Genomic DNA, 15,286 nt, shown 5'->3' with positions numbered 1-15,286 from the left:
CCTTAGTCGCCATCTTCTCCTCTAACTTCTTCAAGTCGTCCTTCGTAGCCATCCTTTCCTCCAGCTTCCTCAAGTCGTCCTTGGTGGCCAGGTTCTGCCAGGGCATTAACTTAGCCAGCACCTCATAGATTACCTCCGGCTTAGCCGTGAGAACCTCCACTAGGATCTCCGGGTACTCCATCAAGACCCGCTTAATCTCCTCAGCCAAACTCACCAACTCACCATTTGAATGCATTGTCAGTGAGTTATAAACCTTATGACTCCCCCTGCCCTATTGAGGCGAAGAAACAAAACACCAACCGGCACACTAAAACCTCAAGCAAATAACCCTATCCTAAAGGATGAGACTTGACCAATGCCATGATGATGGTTGCACCCAGCTAATGTGCACATGGATGGATGATCTATTCCCGGTTACAGTTAGGTAACTAATGGATGTGGTGGTTTGCATGCCTATCTGTGTGCCTAAGCGAGTATTACCTGCACCTATGCCCGCTATGTTTAGGTAATTCACGTAAACGATGGCCCAATTGGCCTGCCCAGCACCGTTAGTCCCATCAACCCCAAACACGTAAGACCCACTGCCCGGTGGTGTGTAGTAACCGTTTAGGTTTAGTGTAAAGCTTGCTGACTGCCCAGTATTCATGTCATAGGCCACGCCGCTGAGTGTGTTTGTGCTTGGGTTGTAGGTAACGGTTATGCATATGTAGTCACCAGGCCTGGGCTGGAAGTACCCCGTGCCAATACCGTCCCAACCGGTGTATGGCCAACCGAGGTTTGGCGATGGGTATGGACTAACATATGCCGTGATACCGTTTGGGTTAGTTACTAACCATACGTCCCACTGCCCAGTGGCACCGCTTGTGCTGTATGCGTACTGCCACAGTGGATTCCACTCAACCACAATGTAGGTTCCACTGCTTTGGGGGAACATCACGTCACCCTGCACTGGAGATATGGCCCTCGTATAGATGTTGGAGGCTACGTAGGGTATTGAGTAATTGTAACTGGAGCCTATGCCCCACATTGTTGGAGTTAGAAATAGGTATATTATGTAGCCGTCACCCACATACGGGTATACGGAGGCTGATGGGTTATTGTAAGAGTACGTACCGATCATCGATATTGTCACCGAGCCTCCGCTGTAGTATTCCTGCCAAAACATGGCGCCCGAGGACCAGGATTGACTTGAGGGAACCATCTTAAGCACGGGCTGGTTTATGCTGGTTGATATGTAGTTCCAGTACTGGCTCGCTGTCGATGGCCCATAATACACTGGCCATTGATTTGTTGGTGTACCTCCATTGTCGCCCTGGTACACGTGTGGTACGTAGAAGGCTTGTAAACCGTTGAGTAGGTTCATTACGTCGGCGCTGGGTGGGTTTATGGTCTCGCTGAACGAGTACTGGAACGTTACTCCGGGTGTTGGTGTGTAGTTATACTGACCACTCAGTGTTATTGAAGTACTTGACACAGTCATGTTTAGGGTTAGTTTTTGTATCAATAGGTAATTACCAACACCAAGGCTGAAGCTTCCCGGTGTTGGGTATATCATTGTGCCGTTCACGTAATCATTAGCCAAGTACTTGCTTGGAGTGAGGGTCATTGTTAATGTGCCTCCTGTGGCCGTGTGGAATTCAACGAGCGGTGTGGTTAATACGTAACCACTCGTCGTGCTAAGCGTATAGCCTGTTATCGTCGTCGTGAAGCCACTAGTTGTTTGCGACCATGAGGAGCAACCGCATGGGCATTGCCCAGGTACCACGGTTATTGGCGAGCTAGTGGGCTTAATACTTACTCGGCCCTTGTAATTGAACACGACGTCGGCTAATACAATACCCGCAACCGCAATAAGCATGAGGGCCACGGCAAGGAGTCGCCTAGTCCTCGCCATAATCAACCACCCCTACACTTACTGGCTGTTTAAGCCCGACCTTCACAGTCTCTGCGATGGCTGTTTTTAAATCCACCTCAATAGCCTCACCGCCCCTAACGAGCCATAATGAGCCACCTTGCCTAACTATCTTGATGCTCTCGACCTCAACGCCATGCTCAATCCTGGAGTACTCAATATGTAGCACCTTGAGCACCCGCTCAATCGCTATTATTGGGTCCTCAATCACCCTAGTGCCCAACCACCTGGCCCTCGTGGCCATGTTGAATATCGAGAGTATGGTTAGGGCTAGGAGTATGTAGGTTGGTAACCCAAGCACGGGCTTCGTTGATAGGAGCACGTATATGTAGCCAGTGGGTGTCGGGGCTATTGTGTACCCATGGAACTGTAGGTACCTTTGCTGGAAGAGTATTGTGTCCATGAGCATTGAGAGGGAGAGTACGGAGAAGAGGGCGGCTAGGTAGAGCGAGTACCTACTCCTACGCCAAATGAGTGGTAATAAACCGGCATCTAGGGCGAAGAGCCAGATCGCGTAAACCGTTGGTGGTGGTATTACGTGGGTCTCACCGAAGAACCTAACCACATAGCCCCACGGAGTGAGGCTTATTGAGTAGTTCGCACCACTAATCGACCAGGCGGGCATGAATACCCAAAGCACTATGAAGGCAATGGCAAGTGCGAATTGGAGGAGCGCCTCGACCCTCATGACCCACCACCCACTATAAAGGTCTTTGTTAATAAGGTGTAACTAGTGATGTTGCCCGTCGGGTACATGTAGGTCACCCCGATAGGTAGCCAGAGCGTGTATTTGCTGAAGCCGCTGAGGTAGTTGCAGGAGTACACGTAGGTGTACCTACCAAGGACTGGGCTCACCCGTATCATGAGCGTTACATTGTGGCTCCCGGCTGGGGCGTAAACCGTGATATTGACGATGCCTATGGTCTCGAAGACGTAGTAGCCGGGCGTCGATACTGTGAATAGGCTCATGTTGATTATGGGCCTAATCACGACTGGGACCACCGTATTCACACTCAACGTCACGTTTAAGACGCAGTCGGCATAACTCACGTTGGTGATACCTATCGTGTTAATGATGTGGATTGGGGCTACGTCGAAGAAGGCTATGTAGGCTCTGCTACCATTGAGAGTACCACTCACGATGCCCTTAACCCCAACGCTCGCCAGACCCATCCACTGGGGCGTTAGTGGGAGTTTGGCGATCACCGTGCCGTTAATTATCGTAACATTAACCACCTGCCCAGTCTCCACAACCTCAACCCAACCACCCGTTGGCGTGAATGCCAAGGCGCCGTTATTGATGATTGCGAGCCTTATGTAAACGCCGTTCGCCGTCACGTTTATTGATTCAACCTTGATGTATGGGTCATTACTTAATGTTGAGTAGCGAATGAGATTTGGGGCTGTTTGTGCCGTGCCCCAAATGAGGGTTAGGGCGATGGCTATGGAGAGGATGGAGATAAGGAGGGTGATTTTGAAGGGGTTTGTTGCCACAAGGGCGTCACCTCACTATGTTGGCACGGGCACTGAGACACTAGATATTACGTTATAGCCGAAGTTCACCGTCACTGTCTCAGTTGACGAACTCGTTACAGGTAGGTTAGGCACTACCTTAATGCTTATGTAGTAGGTGCCAGTGCCTAGGGAACATGAGCTTGACGGTGTCGTGGTTGGCGAACCGCTGCTTATTACCTGGAATGTGCAGATTGTTGTGCCGCTGGTGTTCTGTATGTCTATGGTCATTGATTGAACGGGCGCCGTTGTTGTTGTATAGCTTGGGTTGACCGAACTAACGTATATGTAGCCAGCCGTGTTCACCGTTAATTGGCCAGCCTCGTAGTAGTAAACAGCCGAGGAGTTGGTTATTACTAGGTGGTTATTACTAGGGTCGCCGTGAAGCCTTCGTAGTTGTTTCCAGTGAAGTTTATGTATGGCTCGGCCGCCGTGTTGGTGGGCCCGGCGTTCAGTCCTGTGCTGAATGACAGTGGTGCTGTTGTCATGGGCTGGACGTTTATGGTGCCTGTGTATACGAAGATTACGTCGGCTAGTGCTATGGTTGCCACTACAGCCAGTGCTACCAGGAGTAGTATTGGTGCCCTCCTGCCTATTCTTGTTCTGTTCGTCATCGTTGCCCCTCCAAAAAACCTTTATAAGCCTTTCTTTCAATTTAATGAGAAGTCCATGGTCTTTAATTAAGTGTTTATAAAAGAGTTGCCTGTTTGCTTCATGGGTTAAAGCTTAATTAGGGCTTGCCTGGTCATGGTTTGTGGTTATTAAGGTTAAGGTGCCTAGGGGTTCCTTGGCTGAGGATATTGTTTACCACGCCAAAGCCTTGATCACTGGTTTTAAGGAGGTTGTCGAGCCGAATAGGTTGACTATTCAGTATCCGAGGGAGGTTAGGTGGGTTCCTGAGAGGTTTAGGGGTTGGATTTTGCTCGATATTAGGAAGTGCATCAGTTGCTTCCAGTGTGCCTGGGCGTGTCCAGTGAATGCTATTCAGATGTATAGGGCTCCGAATGGTAAGTGGTACCCGGGCATTAGGTATACGGAGTGCATACTTTGTCACTTCTGTGTTGATGCATGTCCCGTGGGTGCGTTAATACCAACCCCCATCCACGATGTTGCCTACGTAGACTTTGATGAGGTTAAGTTTAAGCCTGAGGATATGTCTAGGATACCGGAGTATGTCTATGATGAGTCTGAGAGGGTTATCAAGTACGAAATTAAGGATGGCAAATTATTAAAGATTGCCCTGCCTAAGGAAGAAATCACGAAGAGATTAGAGGAGCTTGATAAGACAATTGAGAAATCGCCATCAACCACCACCGCGGGATCCGAGCCTTAATTGAGTATGCGCCCTTAATCGGCTAGTTAATTGTTAATACCCTAGTTTTTACTGGCGCATTAATGAGCATTAGGGTTAGGGTTGGTATCCGAATACCCAGATTCCCCAGTGTAATTAGTGGTGGCATTAGAATCCTAAGCGAGGCTAACTTCGATTTCGGTGTTCAACTCGATAAAACGAAGCTCCTGAAGCTCATCGCCTTCGGCATAGCCAGCCCCACCGAGTTGACTAGGAGGACTAATATCCCGAGGACCAGGGTGTTTAGGTACCTCAACGCCTTGATTAAGCGTGGTTGGTTGGTTAGGAGGGATGGTGGTTACTACCTCACAGCGACGATATTCCTGGTCTATAGGGTTAGGGAGTTGGGTGATTATGTGGTGCTCGAGGTCCTGAATGATAAGGGTGCCATAGTTGACCAAAAGGCGGGTCTTGTAATAATTAATGGTAAGGAATCACCTAAGGCATGCCCAAGATGCCCACTGCTTCAAGAGTGCACGAAGAATATAAAAAGCATTAGTAGGTCGCTTGGAATTACGATTAAGTCAGCAGCTCCAGCTGATGCCTATTTGGAGTTGATTAGTGCAATAATAAATGAGGGGCTAGTGAAGATGTTATTGAATGATTATATAGACCTGCATATCAATAATGTTTGAAAATTTGAAATAATTAATGGATATTAATACTGGGTTATGGCATGAATTTCTTAATTAATTTCACAACTTCCGTGGGCGTCCTCGCAACAGGCACGTTTACCTCCTGGAAAGCCTTGACCTTGCTTTCATAGGATCCCATACCCATACTAACGATCGCTCCTGCATGCCCCATTCTCTTGCCAGGTGGTGCCGTTCTACCTGCTATATACGCCACCACAGGTTTCGTAACCTTACCAGAGCCTATGTATTGGGCTACCCTCTCCTCCATCGTACCACCTATCTCTCCAATGACGACTATGTACTTAGTCTCTGGATCCTCCTCAAACATCCTAACCACTTCGATCATGTCCGTACCTATTATTGGATCGCCGCCTATACCCACGACTGTTGATTGACCAATACCTGCTTGGGTTAGGTGGTAGGATATTTCGTAGGTTAGGGTCCCGCTTCTCGATACTATACCCACGGGTCCTGATTTCGTGTATATATGATTGGGTAATATGCCCACCTTAGACTTGAGTGGGCTAACGATACCAGGGCAGTTTGGTCCTATTATAGTTACACCCCTCCTCTTTGCGTAGTTTACGAACCTAAGTGCGTCATGTATTGGTATGTGCTCTGTTATGATTACGATTAACTTTATCCCTGCGTCTATTGCCTCGTAGACGGAGTCTGCCGCGAATTGGGCTGGTACGAATACTATTGATGTGTTTATGTCTGGGAATTTCCTAAGGGCTTCCTCAACTGTGTCAAATACAGGTACACCCTGCACATTCTGCCCACCCTTACCTGGTGTTACGCCAGCCAGAATCTTCGTACCGTACTGAAGCATGTACTGCGTGTGCCTTGATCCTTCACGCCCGGTTATTCCTTGTACGATAACCTTTGTGTTCTCATTAATTAATATAGTCATTCCTCATCACCCCTGTAGTGTCTTTATGGTTTTTGATAACGCGTCCATTGCCTCCTCAGCGGTTTCATATGTTTTAAGCCCTACCTCAGCCAGTATCTTCCTACCCTCCTCCTCGTTAGTCCCCTTTAACCTAATGAATATTGGCTTATTCGTTTTAACCTCATTCAGTGCCTCAACCACGCCTTTAGCAACCTCGTCACACCTTGTTATTCCACCAAATATGTTTATCAACACTGCCTTTATCCTATCATCGGTGAGAAGAATCTTTAATCCCTCCCTAACAGAGTCCTTACTTGCACCACCACCAACGTCCAGGAAATCCGCTGGTTCATGCCCAAACTCCTTAACCAGGTCCATGGTTGCCATAGTTAGTCCAGCGCCATTAGCCATTATGCCCACGTAGCCCGTCAACTCAACGTAGTGCAGACCATACTTCCTAGCCTCCAACTCCTCCATTGTGTAATCACTATCCTCCACACTAATGTCCGGGTGCCTGTACAGTGAGTTATCATCTATCATGACCTTAACATCGAGCGCCACTAACTGACCGTCTGTTGTTAGTGCGAGTGGGTTTATCTCGACAAGTTCGGCGTCGTACTCCGTGAACACCCTATACATTGCCTTGGCAACTGTCACGAAGTCCCGAGCCGCAGAACCTTCTAAACCGAGCTTCTGGGCGACACCCCTTATCATGTAGTCCCTGAGTCCCTCGTAATCATCAATATAAAGCCTAATTATCTTCTCAGGGCTTTTTCTCGCGACCTCCTCAATATCTACACCGCCCTCTGTTGATGCGAGCATTAGGTAGCCCCTATTCTCCCTATCGAGTGTTATTGATACATACAACTCCTTAGCCACATTAACACCCTCCTCAAAGAGGACCTTCCTTATTGGGTAATCCTGTATCACCCTTCCCAGGTAATCCCTCGCCGCATTCTCGGCATCCTTTAGGGTATCAACCCTCCTAACAAGCCCCATCTTAGCCCTACCTGCAAAGGGCACCTGGGACTTTGCAAATAGTGGGAATTTTAGCGTACTTAGTATGTTTATGTCCTCAACACGCGTTACTATGGCGCCCCTGGGTATTTTGACGCCATACCTATTCAACAACTCCTTACCCTTATACTCAAGAAGTCTCACGTTAATACGTTAGAGAGGCTCTGCATTTAAGCATTTACATTATTTAACTGACCTCCTTCTTTTTGGGTTTCCTTGCCTTTATTGGCTTCTTGGGTTTATGGTTTCTGTTCATGTAGCGCCGTTTGGGCATTTGGGAGCGCGCCAATCATTGGTACTATCAAGCCTTGTAAAACGAATCGGACATGCCCAAAGCCTTGAGTACCCCAATCTACCCAATGACCAATAACCAAGCAAGAACGAAGACCCAAACCAAAACAACCACAACAAGGCTTGTCGCTCGTTTTATCAGCTCATAACCCTAAGGAACCTGGTGAAGGCTTCATCGGCCTCGTCCTTAGTGGGCACCTGGATTATTATCGTAATGCCGGGCATGGATAGGGCATTTTTACGTGCACTAGCAATGTCCGTAAATTCTTTAACCTCGTTATTCCAAATAACAAATACCTTACCACCATGCTTTTTCACGTCCATATACTTAATAACTGCCCTCCTTATCAGTTCCTCAAGACCCTCAATTCCCACGATGTGTTTAGTGTGATTAACTTAAATTTAAATCCACCCTTACGTTAATGTAGTAATGCCATCACTAAATGACCTAATTAGGGATTTGAAGCTAAGTGACGTATTGATGGCGCTCATCACTGCCTATAAATCGGGCAATAGCGATTATATATTATCGGCTGCCGATATAATTCACAGCGAGTTCACACACGTAGTTTCAGAGAATGAGGAGATCAGCGAGGATAGGCTTAGAAGGGCTTCAATTCTGCATGCCCTATATTGCCTGGATCTCGGGCTCCTAAACGCACTTAGGAAGGTGGAGTTTATGATTGATATAGCCTCATCATTAAATGACGCCCTCATAAACAATGATACCTCAAAGCTCACCCAATCATTAATTGCGGCGGTTGCGGCAATACTTAAGGGCGATTACTCATGGGTTAATGGCACTATGAGCGTACTGAATACGGCAACCAGTGCACACCCACTATTGAGGGATATTATTAAATCCTTCCTTGAATTGGTGGATATGCTTAAGCCATTGGTTTCCTCCTTATGATAACTAGGTTCTTACCCTCAACCTTCCTGACCTCAACGATACCGAGACCCTCAAGCCTCTTCACTATCCTCCACACCGTTGTTCTAGGGATCCCCAAATCCCTCGATATATCTCCCTCAAACGCCGAACCACCCCTTGACTCTATGTACCTAATTATTGATAACTCATAATCACTAAGTCCGTAGGTAATGCCCGAGCCACCATGCCCACCCCTCCTCCTAAAAAGGAGCACCATTATTGATAAGACCACCGCTGTAATGAGTATTATCACCATGGCCAAAGATAGCCCTTGATATGGGCTGGGCGGGCTCGGCTTACCAGTCACAGCACTTGTTGCCGGCTTCGTCATTACTGTGTACAATATTGCGCCTGGTCCCCGCGTTAATAAGACAAGTTCCTTATTGACCATCGACATATTCATTATCGAAAGCGTAATATTATATATAAGGGCGTCATTAGGTATTATGACCTTCACTACGTCATCCGTGGTAATGTTAATCCCAATGAAACCATCTACTACGTACACCTTGGGTATGTACATAATTGTCACGTTAGCAGTCCCAAACACGGGTATTATTATATAAGTACTATATGGTATGTAAGGCTTTGGTGTACCATTGATGTAGAGTAATATGTAGGATTGCGGTGTAGCAGGTAGGGTGAGGTTTACGAAACCACCTGTTAATGTGGTGCTCATGCTCATTGTGGGTGTTCCATTGCTAAATATCGTCAAAACCCACACCAACAATGGTATCAACATACCTACCAATCCAGCGTAATCAAATTATTAAAAAGTTCCTCTCTGAAGGTTGCCATCATTGCCCAATTTTATCGTGATCAATAATGTTAGAGAATAGAAATTTCTACGGTTAATCTTTGCTTGGTTTAATTTTCAATTCTCAAGCGTTACGGGACAATTGCGCCCCGTGTTTTTGTGCACCTTCTCTGCCTGTTGTAGTGCGTAGTCTATGTTTATTAGTACTTCCCATAGGCCATCCAATACTTCATTTAACTCGACCCCGCCTAACCTAGCCCTCGCAATTAACCCCAAGCCGTACTCCACCAAGCCCCTCAATTCACCAGTGCACTGATGTCGATACATCAACGCCCCATTAATTTTGAGTTTTAAAAAACTTTCTATCCCTAACAAATCACGCCAGCCTAAACTCCCTAATTACCTCCCTGGCACTTCTTGGTTTGACCTCTAGTATCTCCACCTCATCTAGTGGTCTTATTCCGTACTCCTCCCTCACCTCCCTCGGTATTGTGAATTGCCTACTCACCGTGTGCCTAGTCCTCAGTAATTGAACACCCCTCAATTCAATAACATTGTCACCGTATTTAATAACCACATCAACATACTTAGTACCCTCAATACCGAGGGTCCTGACCAGGCTTGCCGGCAGGAGGACTTGGTTGTTTATGTAAATTTTCGCCCTGTACGGAAGACCTGTTACATTTATGGGCCTCGCCATCAATTACTAATTGTATTCAATCCCACTTAAAAATATTACTTAGTAATTTTTCAATGATTTATAATTAATAATCATGCAAAATTAAACTAAAAGCCCAACTCTAGTCCAAATTATTATTGAAAAATATTCAAATAAATATTCCAAATAACCTTATAACTAAATTGAGCTCATTGTTGAGTCTATGAGTATGTAGGATACGTAGCCCATGACTGGTGCATAGATCAATAGCGTTATCACCAGTATCAATGTTGGCTCTAACTGCAATGGGCCTAGGTATATTGGTCCCAGTGGAGATAGCGTTATTGCCATTAGGACGAGCAATATGGGTAGGAGAAGAGCCATGACTAGGTATATCTCCAGTAGGAAGCTTAGGGTCTGGGTTGTCGACCTCAGCTTATTGAACCTATTCCTAATTAGGTAATCGAGTTTTAGGAACAACACATCAGCCACATTACTGGATACCCTGTAGGACTCGACCAGAAGCCCCATTATGTCGACATAGACCTGGGACGGAACCCTCTCAACACTCCTCCTTATCGCCGAAACCACGTCTAACCCACCCTCCCTAACATCCCTAAGTATTATCCTGAACTCCCTAGCTATCTCGGGATCCCTCTCCACAAGGGCCAGTGTGTTTATTACGTCCATTAAAGTCGCATTGCTCGCGAGTAGGGGTATCGCCGTCAATAGGGTTGTAATGATGCCCCTATCGAAATGCCCAGCCCTGGTCTTGACCCTAACCAATGCGTACAGAAGGACCGCCACATAATCAATGATGAGTACGAGCACTATAATCAGTAAAACATTTCTAATAACTACGAACTTCATGAACACAGCCAATATTACCAGCGGCACCTCTATTAACGGTATATAGGCAATCACGAACCTGAACACATCAGCATTTAACGTGTAACCACTCAACCTATACAACCTATCAACATAATTGCTCACCCAAAGTAGGTATGAACTCAATGGATTCCTCAAGGTAACTCACCACCAAGCACCCTGCGGTACGTACCCTCAGGATCTACGTAGTAGTTCCTTGTAACCCTGAAAACAGCCTCAGGGCTCTTGAAACCATACTGGGCCATCGCCTCAATCAACCTCCTCCTACGCTCCAACTCCCTGGCTACCTCCTCCTCGGTGACCCTACCCATACTAACCAGGTCAGCAACTACCTTACTCCCGCCAACCTTAATAAACCTCTGTGATGTCCTGTCCCAAACGTATACCGGGTTCGTTATTGGCTTGTCACCCCTAACCTCGAGCAACTCCACAACATTGAGCACCCGCCTAACTATGGCATTACCAAGCCTAACCCTACCCACCTCAATGAAGATACTCGCCACAGGCAACAACGCCCTAGGCACGCTCATGGGTTTCGAGATTAACCTCCTAACGGCAGCGTCTATCGAGCCCGCGTGTATTGTAGTTAAACCAACATGCCCACTGGCCATGGCCTGGAAGAAGACGTAGGCCTCCTCACCCCTCAACTCCCCAATTACTAGGTAGTCAGGCCTAATCCTCATTGATAACTTAACCAGGTCATACATGCCCACATTGGCTACCTCAGGCGTGCTCGACTCCCTCGTGACCAGCGGTACCCACTGCTCATGGGGTATATTGATTTCCCTAGTATCCTCAACAGTCACAACCCTACTCTCAGGCCTTATCATAAAAAGCAATGCATTCAGTAGCGTCGTCTTGCCAGCACCCGTTGGCCCAATTATTATCATGCTGACCCCATGCTCAAGGAGGAACCATAGGAAGGCGATTATTTCCGCAGACGATACCCCTTCACTAACTAAGTCAACTATTGTGAATGGCACAGACCTGAACTTCCTAATAGTTAATATTGGGCCATTGGGAGCAACCTCCTTTAACGAAACCTCCGCCCTAACCCCCTCAGGCAACAACCCCTCTAGGATTGGTTGGGCCGAGCTTATGTTCTTGCCAGCGCGTTGGGAGACCTTAATTATTAAACTATCGAGCTCCCCCTCATTGAGGACTATGTTCGTTCGCAAATTCTCATACCTACTATGCCAAACATAGACGGGCTTGCCTGGGCCGTTTATGTTTATGTCCTCAATAAGCCCATCCCAGAGCAGTGGGTTTATCTTACCGTAACCAACGGAGTCACGAGTTACGTAGTACATCAAAGCCTCAAACTCCTCATCACTAAGGTTAAGTCTCAACTTCTCCGTAATTGACTTCACGGCCTCCCTAACCTTATTGTCAGTTAATTCGGTATTATCAATCAGTAATTTGCTATTTAGCAGGTACTCCCTGACCCTGGCGATTGCGCTTGAGAGCTTGTCTGTGATTGGTGGTTCAACGACCCTATATACATAGAGACCACTCCCTGGCTCCCTATATATTATGACGGCTATCAACCCACCAGCTAACTCGTACTCATCAATAACATTAATGGCATTGTCACCACTCATAACCAGGTCCTCAATATAATGATTAGGAATTTAAACCATTTTATATATTATTCTCAAAGAAACAACGATGCGCGAGGTACAGAGGCAGCGATTAATAGATGCGGTATCCATAACGCTCATCCTAGCCACAATAGCCACAATATTCATCGTTTCACCAAAGGCGCCAATTACCTTTCAATTCGGTAAATCAACAATAACGATACCCATAGTGAGTAATATTGAGTACGGGTCCACACTAGCCATGCTCATTGCCGCTGAATTATTAATCACAGCAATACCTAGGTACAGGGTCTGGAGGGTAAACACGGATGTCGATACAGAGCTACCCTCGGTAATAAGGGTTATTAGGGATGGCTTGAGTTCGGGGCTAACACTTAATGAAATAACGGGGCTTGTGAGGAGGGTTGGTAAGGGAAGGGTTGGCGAAATACTGAGCAGGGCCGTTGCCGCACAGATGAGTGGTGAGTCCACGATTAGGGATTACGTACTTAAGGAGGCTGGGCGTATAGGTAATGAGAACCTCGCCTCACTTGCAATAATACTCGACACGGTACTTAGGAGGGGCACTAGGGAGGTCGAGGTTCTCGACATGGCGTATAGATCATTTGACTCCTACCTATCCTACACTTACGAGAGAAATGTCTCATTGAAGCCCTACGTTGCACTGATCTACGTAATAATGATACTCTATGTGGTGCTTGCATCAATAATAGCCTACTTCCTACTACCGCAGATAGCCCGCATGTCCCTAAGTACCGTTAGTGGCGTCCCAGCACCGACCGTGAGCATCACCACAATACCCACGCAATTATTCGCCACCCTGCTAGGGCTCAGCATAATAATACAGTCCCTAATTGCTGGGGCAATCATTGGTAGGGTAACCTACGGCAAAGCCTCGGTTGGGATGCTCCATGCATCAATACTAATGATTGTATTGACCGCAGTAAATTACATACTATACCTAACCCTCTACCTACATTGAGACTTTTTGCTTGTAATTGGTGGCTGGGTAATCACCAAATAATATTATTACTCACCTTGGTACTACATACGTAAAAAGAGTATTTCTGGAGGGTATTCCGTGTAAAAAGCTAAATTGAAAGTTTATTAAGATGCAAGCACTCGGTATCATGTATGGTGAGCAGGAATAGGAATGCAAAAAGGGGGATTGAGCCAATAGTTGCTGCAATACTGTTGATAGTAATCACGGTGGTCGCGGCAGTACTACTGTACATGTGGTTCAGCGGGTACCTCACAGCAACCACCGGCAGGGTATCCTCAATGTCATCACCAGAGGAATTCCAGGTAGTAGCGGTGAGTCTCTCGGCAACAAATGGACTTAACGCATACATACAAAACACTGGTTCAACAACAATAACAATAACTGATGTATATATACTGAATTCAACAACCGTATGCAACGTAACAATACCTGAAACGATGATACCGCCAGGTCAGACCGCCCCAATAACAAGTTCAGTCTCAAATATAAATGAACTTACACCATCAGGACCAATAAGTTGTGTGATTGTCCCAGGCACATCGTACCTGGTGAAGTTCGTAACTGCTGAAGGTACTCAGTACGCTGTTAGTGTTGTTGCTTCGTCATAGGTCGATACTATGAGTATTAAAGGGTTTCATAAAAATCAAAATAACTTTTCCTTTTCTTCTCCCAATTATTTTGGCATTAGTGAGGTTGTTGGCGCAACAATACTCCTCGCCATATCCGTGGCATTAAGCCTACTAATCTTCGGTTACTTCCACAGCTACATAAGCGAGCTAAGTAATGCACTCATTAACACACTCAATAAGCACTGCGAGTTTGAGGTCATGAGTGTTGTTGCCAACACCTCGGGCTCCACCATAACGTCCCTAAGCATTGTATTGTATAATTACGGTGGGGTGGCCTGCCCAATATCTGGGGTTTTCCTGCTAAATGGGTCAGCCATATACCCAATCAAGGTCTCAAGCAACTGCGTCACAAGCCCAATTACAATACTTAATCCAGGACAGGTTGAAATCCTCAATTACACGGGCCTCAATATACCGTATTATAATTACGAGGTTAGGGTGGTCTCCTGTGATGGATTCATTGCGGAGGGGCGCCTTGGTTAGGAGGGGTATTGGGGAGTTGTACGTGATGGTCATCATAATCGTGATACTTGTCATAGCCCTAACCATAATGTACACAGTAATGAGCGGCTTCACCAAGTACATGATGGAGCAAAAGCAGGAAATAGTAGAGCTGGAAAGCACCAAGACAAGTCTCAAAACAGGACTCAAAAACTTCACCTGTAGTGGGTACTCGTGCATAGCCACTGTTTCGGTGAGCGGCACCACCGTAATTACTGGTCCCAATGCCGTATGCGTGTTCAGGAATGCCACGGTGAGCGTAGTCAGTGAGTGCACCTATAGTGTAGGTAGTGATGGGTCAGTAAACGTTGGAATACCCCCTGAATTAAAGAATGATGCCCAGTTAAGTAGGGTCGCCTCCAGCATTACCATATACCTACCGGGGAGCGATGGTTTAGTACCGAGCATAACACTTTACATGGGGCATGTAATCGCCTACGCAGTACTAAACAGCACTGGAAACTACGCAGTGATTGTGGTGAATAACTCAACGGGTTGGGTTAACGCCACATTGCTCGTGAACAACCAACCCTACAGGAGCCACGTAGTGCCACCAACCGGCTCCTACGCATTCACCAATGTACCTAGCGGAACCTACACACTCCTCGTAAATGGTATCATTAATGAAGCAATTCCAATTATCAATCCTGCACAAGGAATACTGTCTGCACAAACCGTACCAGTGCCACCTCAGTGTAATTATTTTAG

At 46.6% G+C, this 15,286-nt stretch carries 19 protein-coding genes and 2 pseudogenes; 7 read left to right on the top strand and 14 right to left on the bottom strand.

Going from position 1 to position 15,286, the window contains the following annotated elements; genetic code table 11:
- From AAX04_RS10740 to AAX04_RS10715, 6 genes and pseudogenes are all read right to left on the bottom strand, one after another.
- A pseudogene (locus AAX04_RS10740) lies at positions 1-214 on the bottom strand (hypothetical protein); the annotation flags it as partial.
- Between the two features lie 120 nt (positions 215-334).
- Entirely contained in the window at positions 335-1,894 is a 1,560-nt protein-coding gene (locus AAX04_RS10735; protein WP_066798129.1) for a hypothetical protein, read from the bottom strand.
- Entirely contained in the window at positions 1,881-2,600 is a 720-nt protein-coding gene (locus AAX04_RS10730; RefSeq protein ID WP_066798127.1) for a hypothetical protein, read from the bottom strand. The genes AAX04_RS10735 and AAX04_RS10730 overlap by 14 nt, the downstream gene beginning before the upstream one ends.
- A complete protein-coding gene (locus tag AAX04_RS10725; protein ID WP_066798125.1) occupies positions 2,597-3,406 on the bottom strand; it encodes a hypothetical protein in 810 nt (269 codons plus the stop codon). The genes AAX04_RS10730 and AAX04_RS10725 overlap by 4 nt, the downstream gene beginning before the upstream one ends.
- Before the next feature lie 15 nt (positions 3,407-3,421).
- On the bottom strand, positions 3,422-3,730 hold the full coding sequence (locus AAX04_RS10720) for a hypothetical protein (RefSeq protein ID WP_066798123.1): 309 nt from the start codon (positions 3,728-3,730) through the stop codon (positions 3,422-3,424).
- A 50-nt stretch (positions 3,731-3,780) separates the two neighbouring features.
- Positions 3,781-4,038, bottom strand: a complete 258-nt coding sequence (locus AAX04_RS10715) for a hypothetical protein (RefSeq protein WP_066798122.1) — start codon at positions 4,036-4,038, stop codon at positions 3,781-3,783.
- A 140-nt stretch (positions 4,039-4,178) separates the two neighbouring features.
- Between AAX04_RS10715 and AAX04_RS10710 the strand changes: the two genes are divergently transcribed.
- Positions 4,179-4,757 carry an NADH-quinone oxidoreductase subunit I gene (locus AAX04_RS10710; RefSeq protein WP_066798119.1) on the top strand — a complete coding sequence of 193 codons (579 nt, stop codon included), beginning with the start codon at positions 4,179-4,181 and terminating at the stop codon, positions 4,755-4,757.
- 62 nt (positions 4,758-4,819) lie between these two features.
- Entirely contained in the window at positions 4,820-5,410 is a 591-nt protein-coding gene (locus tag AAX04_RS10705; protein WP_066798118.1) for a helix-turn-helix domain-containing protein, read from the top strand.
- 34 nt (positions 5,411-5,444) lie between these two features.
- Here the strand turns inward: AAX04_RS10705 and sucD are convergent, their stop codons facing one another.
- The 3 genes from sucD to AAX04_RS10690 form a co-directional block, all read right to left on the bottom strand.
- Entirely contained in the window at positions 5,445-6,323 is an 879-nt protein-coding gene (sucD, locus tag AAX04_RS10700) for a succinate--CoA ligase subunit alpha (protein ID WP_066798117.1), read from the bottom strand.
- Between the two features lie 6 nt (positions 6,324-6,329).
- Positions 6,330-7,463 (bottom strand): ADP-forming succinate--CoA ligase subunit beta, encoded by a 1,134-nt coding sequence (gene sucC, locus AAX04_RS10695; protein ID WP_066798116.1) that lies wholly within the window; start codon positions 7,461-7,463, stop codon positions 6,330-6,332.
- A gap of 285 nt (positions 7,464-7,748) precedes the next feature.
- Complete coding sequence (locus AAX04_RS10690; RefSeq protein ID WP_238377867.1) at positions 7,749-7,985, bottom strand: hypothetical protein; 237 nt, start codon at positions 7,983-7,985, stop codon at positions 7,749-7,751.
- Positions 7,986-8,040: 55 nt separating this feature from the next.
- Between AAX04_RS10690 and AAX04_RS10685 the strand changes: the two genes are divergently transcribed.
- Positions 8,041-8,523, top strand: coding sequence for a hypothetical protein (locus AAX04_RS10685; protein WP_066798114.1), 483 nt, complete (start codon positions 8,041-8,043; stop codon positions 8,521-8,523).
- Here AAX04_RS10685 and AAX04_RS10680 read toward each other — a convergent pair.
- The 5 genes from AAX04_RS10680 to AAX04_RS10660 form a co-directional block, all read right to left on the bottom strand.
- A complete protein-coding gene (locus tag AAX04_RS10680) occupies positions 8,498-9,283 on the bottom strand; it encodes a helix-turn-helix domain-containing protein (RefSeq protein ID WP_066798112.1) in 786 nt (261 codons plus the stop codon). The genes AAX04_RS10685 and AAX04_RS10680 overlap by 26 nt on opposite strands.
- Before the next feature lie 132 nt (positions 9,284-9,415).
- Positions 9,416-9,625, bottom strand: coding sequence for a hypothetical protein (locus AAX04_RS10675; protein ID WP_066798110.1), 210 nt, complete (start codon positions 9,623-9,625; stop codon positions 9,416-9,418).
- Between the two features lie 49 nt (positions 9,626-9,674).
- A complete protein-coding gene (locus AAX04_RS10670; protein WP_066798107.1) occupies positions 9,675-9,998 on the bottom strand; it encodes an AbrB/MazE/SpoVT family DNA-binding domain-containing protein in 324 nt (107 codons plus the stop codon).
- Positions 9,999-10,154: 156 nt separating this feature from the next.
- The gene (locus AAX04_RS10665; RefSeq protein WP_066798106.1) at positions 10,155-10,982 is read right to left on the bottom strand and encodes a type II secretion system F family protein; all 828 of its coding nucleotides are present in this window, start codon (positions 10,980-10,982) and stop codon (positions 10,155-10,157) included.
- Entirely contained in the window at positions 10,979-12,445 is a 1,467-nt protein-coding gene (locus AAX04_RS10660; protein ID WP_066798104.1) for a type II/IV secretion system ATPase subunit, read from the bottom strand. The genes AAX04_RS10665 and AAX04_RS10660 overlap by 4 nt, the downstream gene beginning before the upstream one ends.
- A gap of 67 nt (positions 12,446-12,512) precedes the next feature.
- Here AAX04_RS10660 and AAX04_RS10655 point away from each other — a divergent pair, with 67 nt between their 5' ends.
- From AAX04_RS10655 to AAX04_RS10640, 4 genes and pseudogenes are all read left to right on the top strand, one after another.
- A complete protein-coding gene (locus AAX04_RS10655) occupies positions 12,513-13,427 on the top strand; it encodes a hypothetical protein (RefSeq protein ID WP_066798102.1) in 915 nt (304 codons plus the stop codon).
- 152 nt (positions 13,428-13,579) lie between these two features.
- Complete coding sequence (locus tag AAX04_RS10650) at positions 13,580-14,056, top strand: archaellin/type IV pilin N-terminal domain-containing protein (protein ID WP_238377866.1); 477 nt, start codon at positions 13,580-13,582, stop codon at positions 14,054-14,056.
- 9 nt (positions 14,057-14,065) lie between these two features.
- Entirely contained in the window at positions 14,066-14,560 is a 495-nt protein-coding gene (locus tag AAX04_RS10645; protein ID WP_238377865.1) for a hypothetical protein, read from the top strand.
- Positions 14,526-15,286, top strand: a pseudogene (locus AAX04_RS10640) (hypothetical protein); the annotation flags it as partial. The gene AAX04_RS10645 and the pseudogene AAX04_RS10640, both read left to right, overlap by 35 nt.

Source organism: Caldivirga sp. MU80, from assembly GCF_001663375.1.
In the GTDB taxonomy this organism is placed as follows: Archaea; Thermoproteota; Thermoprotei; order Thermoproteales; family Thermocladiaceae; genus Caldivirga.
This window is presented reverse-complemented; position numbering and strand designations above follow the sequence as displayed.

Bases quoted from the DNA above. Each gene is read 5' to 3' on its own strand.
- AAX04_RS10680 (WP_066798112.1), bottom strand. From the start codon at position 9,283: ATGTTGATACCATTGTTGGTGTGGGTTTTGACGATATTTAGCAATGGA.
- sucD (WP_066798117.1), bottom strand. From the start codon at position 6,323: ATGACTATATTAATTAATGAGAACACAAAGGTTATCGTACAAGGAATA.
- AAX04_RS10715 (WP_066798122.1), bottom strand. From the start codon at position 4,038: ATGACGAACAGAACAAGAATAGGCAGGAGGGCACCAATACTACTCCTG.
- AAX04_RS10705 (WP_066798118.1), top strand. From the start codon at position 4,820: ATGAGCATTAGGGTTAGGGTTGGTATCCGAATACCCAGATTCCCCAGT.
- AAX04_RS10730 (WP_066798127.1), bottom strand. From the start codon at position 2,600: ATGAGGGTCGAGGCGCTCCTCCAATTCGCACTTGCCATTGCCTTCATA.
- AAX04_RS10645 (WP_238377865.1), top strand. From the start codon at position 14,066: ATGAGTATTAAAGGGTTTCATAAAAATCAAAATAACTTTTCCTTTTCT.
- AAX04_RS10685 (WP_066798114.1), top strand. From the start codon at position 8,041: ATGCCATCACTAAATGACCTAATTAGGGATTTGAAGCTAAGTGACGTA.
- AAX04_RS10650 (WP_238377866.1), top strand. From the start codon at position 13,580: ATGGTGAGCAGGAATAGGAATGCAAAAAGGGGGATTGAGCCAATAGTT.
- AAX04_RS10735 (WP_066798129.1), bottom strand. From the start codon at position 1,894: ATGGCGAGGACTAGGCGACTCCTTGCCGTGGCCCTCATGCTTATTGCG.
- AAX04_RS10660 (WP_066798104.1), bottom strand. From the start codon at position 12,445: ATGAGTGGTGACAATGCCATTAATGTTATTGATGAGTACGAGTTAGCT.
- AAX04_RS10670 (WP_066798107.1), bottom strand. From the start codon at position 9,998: ATGGCGAGGCCCATAAATGTAACAGGTCTTCCGTACAGGGCGAAAATT.
- AAX04_RS10655 (WP_066798102.1), top strand. From the start codon at position 12,513: ATGCGCGAGGTACAGAGGCAGCGATTAATAGATGCGGTATCCATAACG.
- AAX04_RS10675 (WP_066798110.1), bottom strand. From the start codon at position 9,625: ATGTATCGACATCAGTGCACTGGTGAATTGAGGGGCTTGGTGGAGTAC.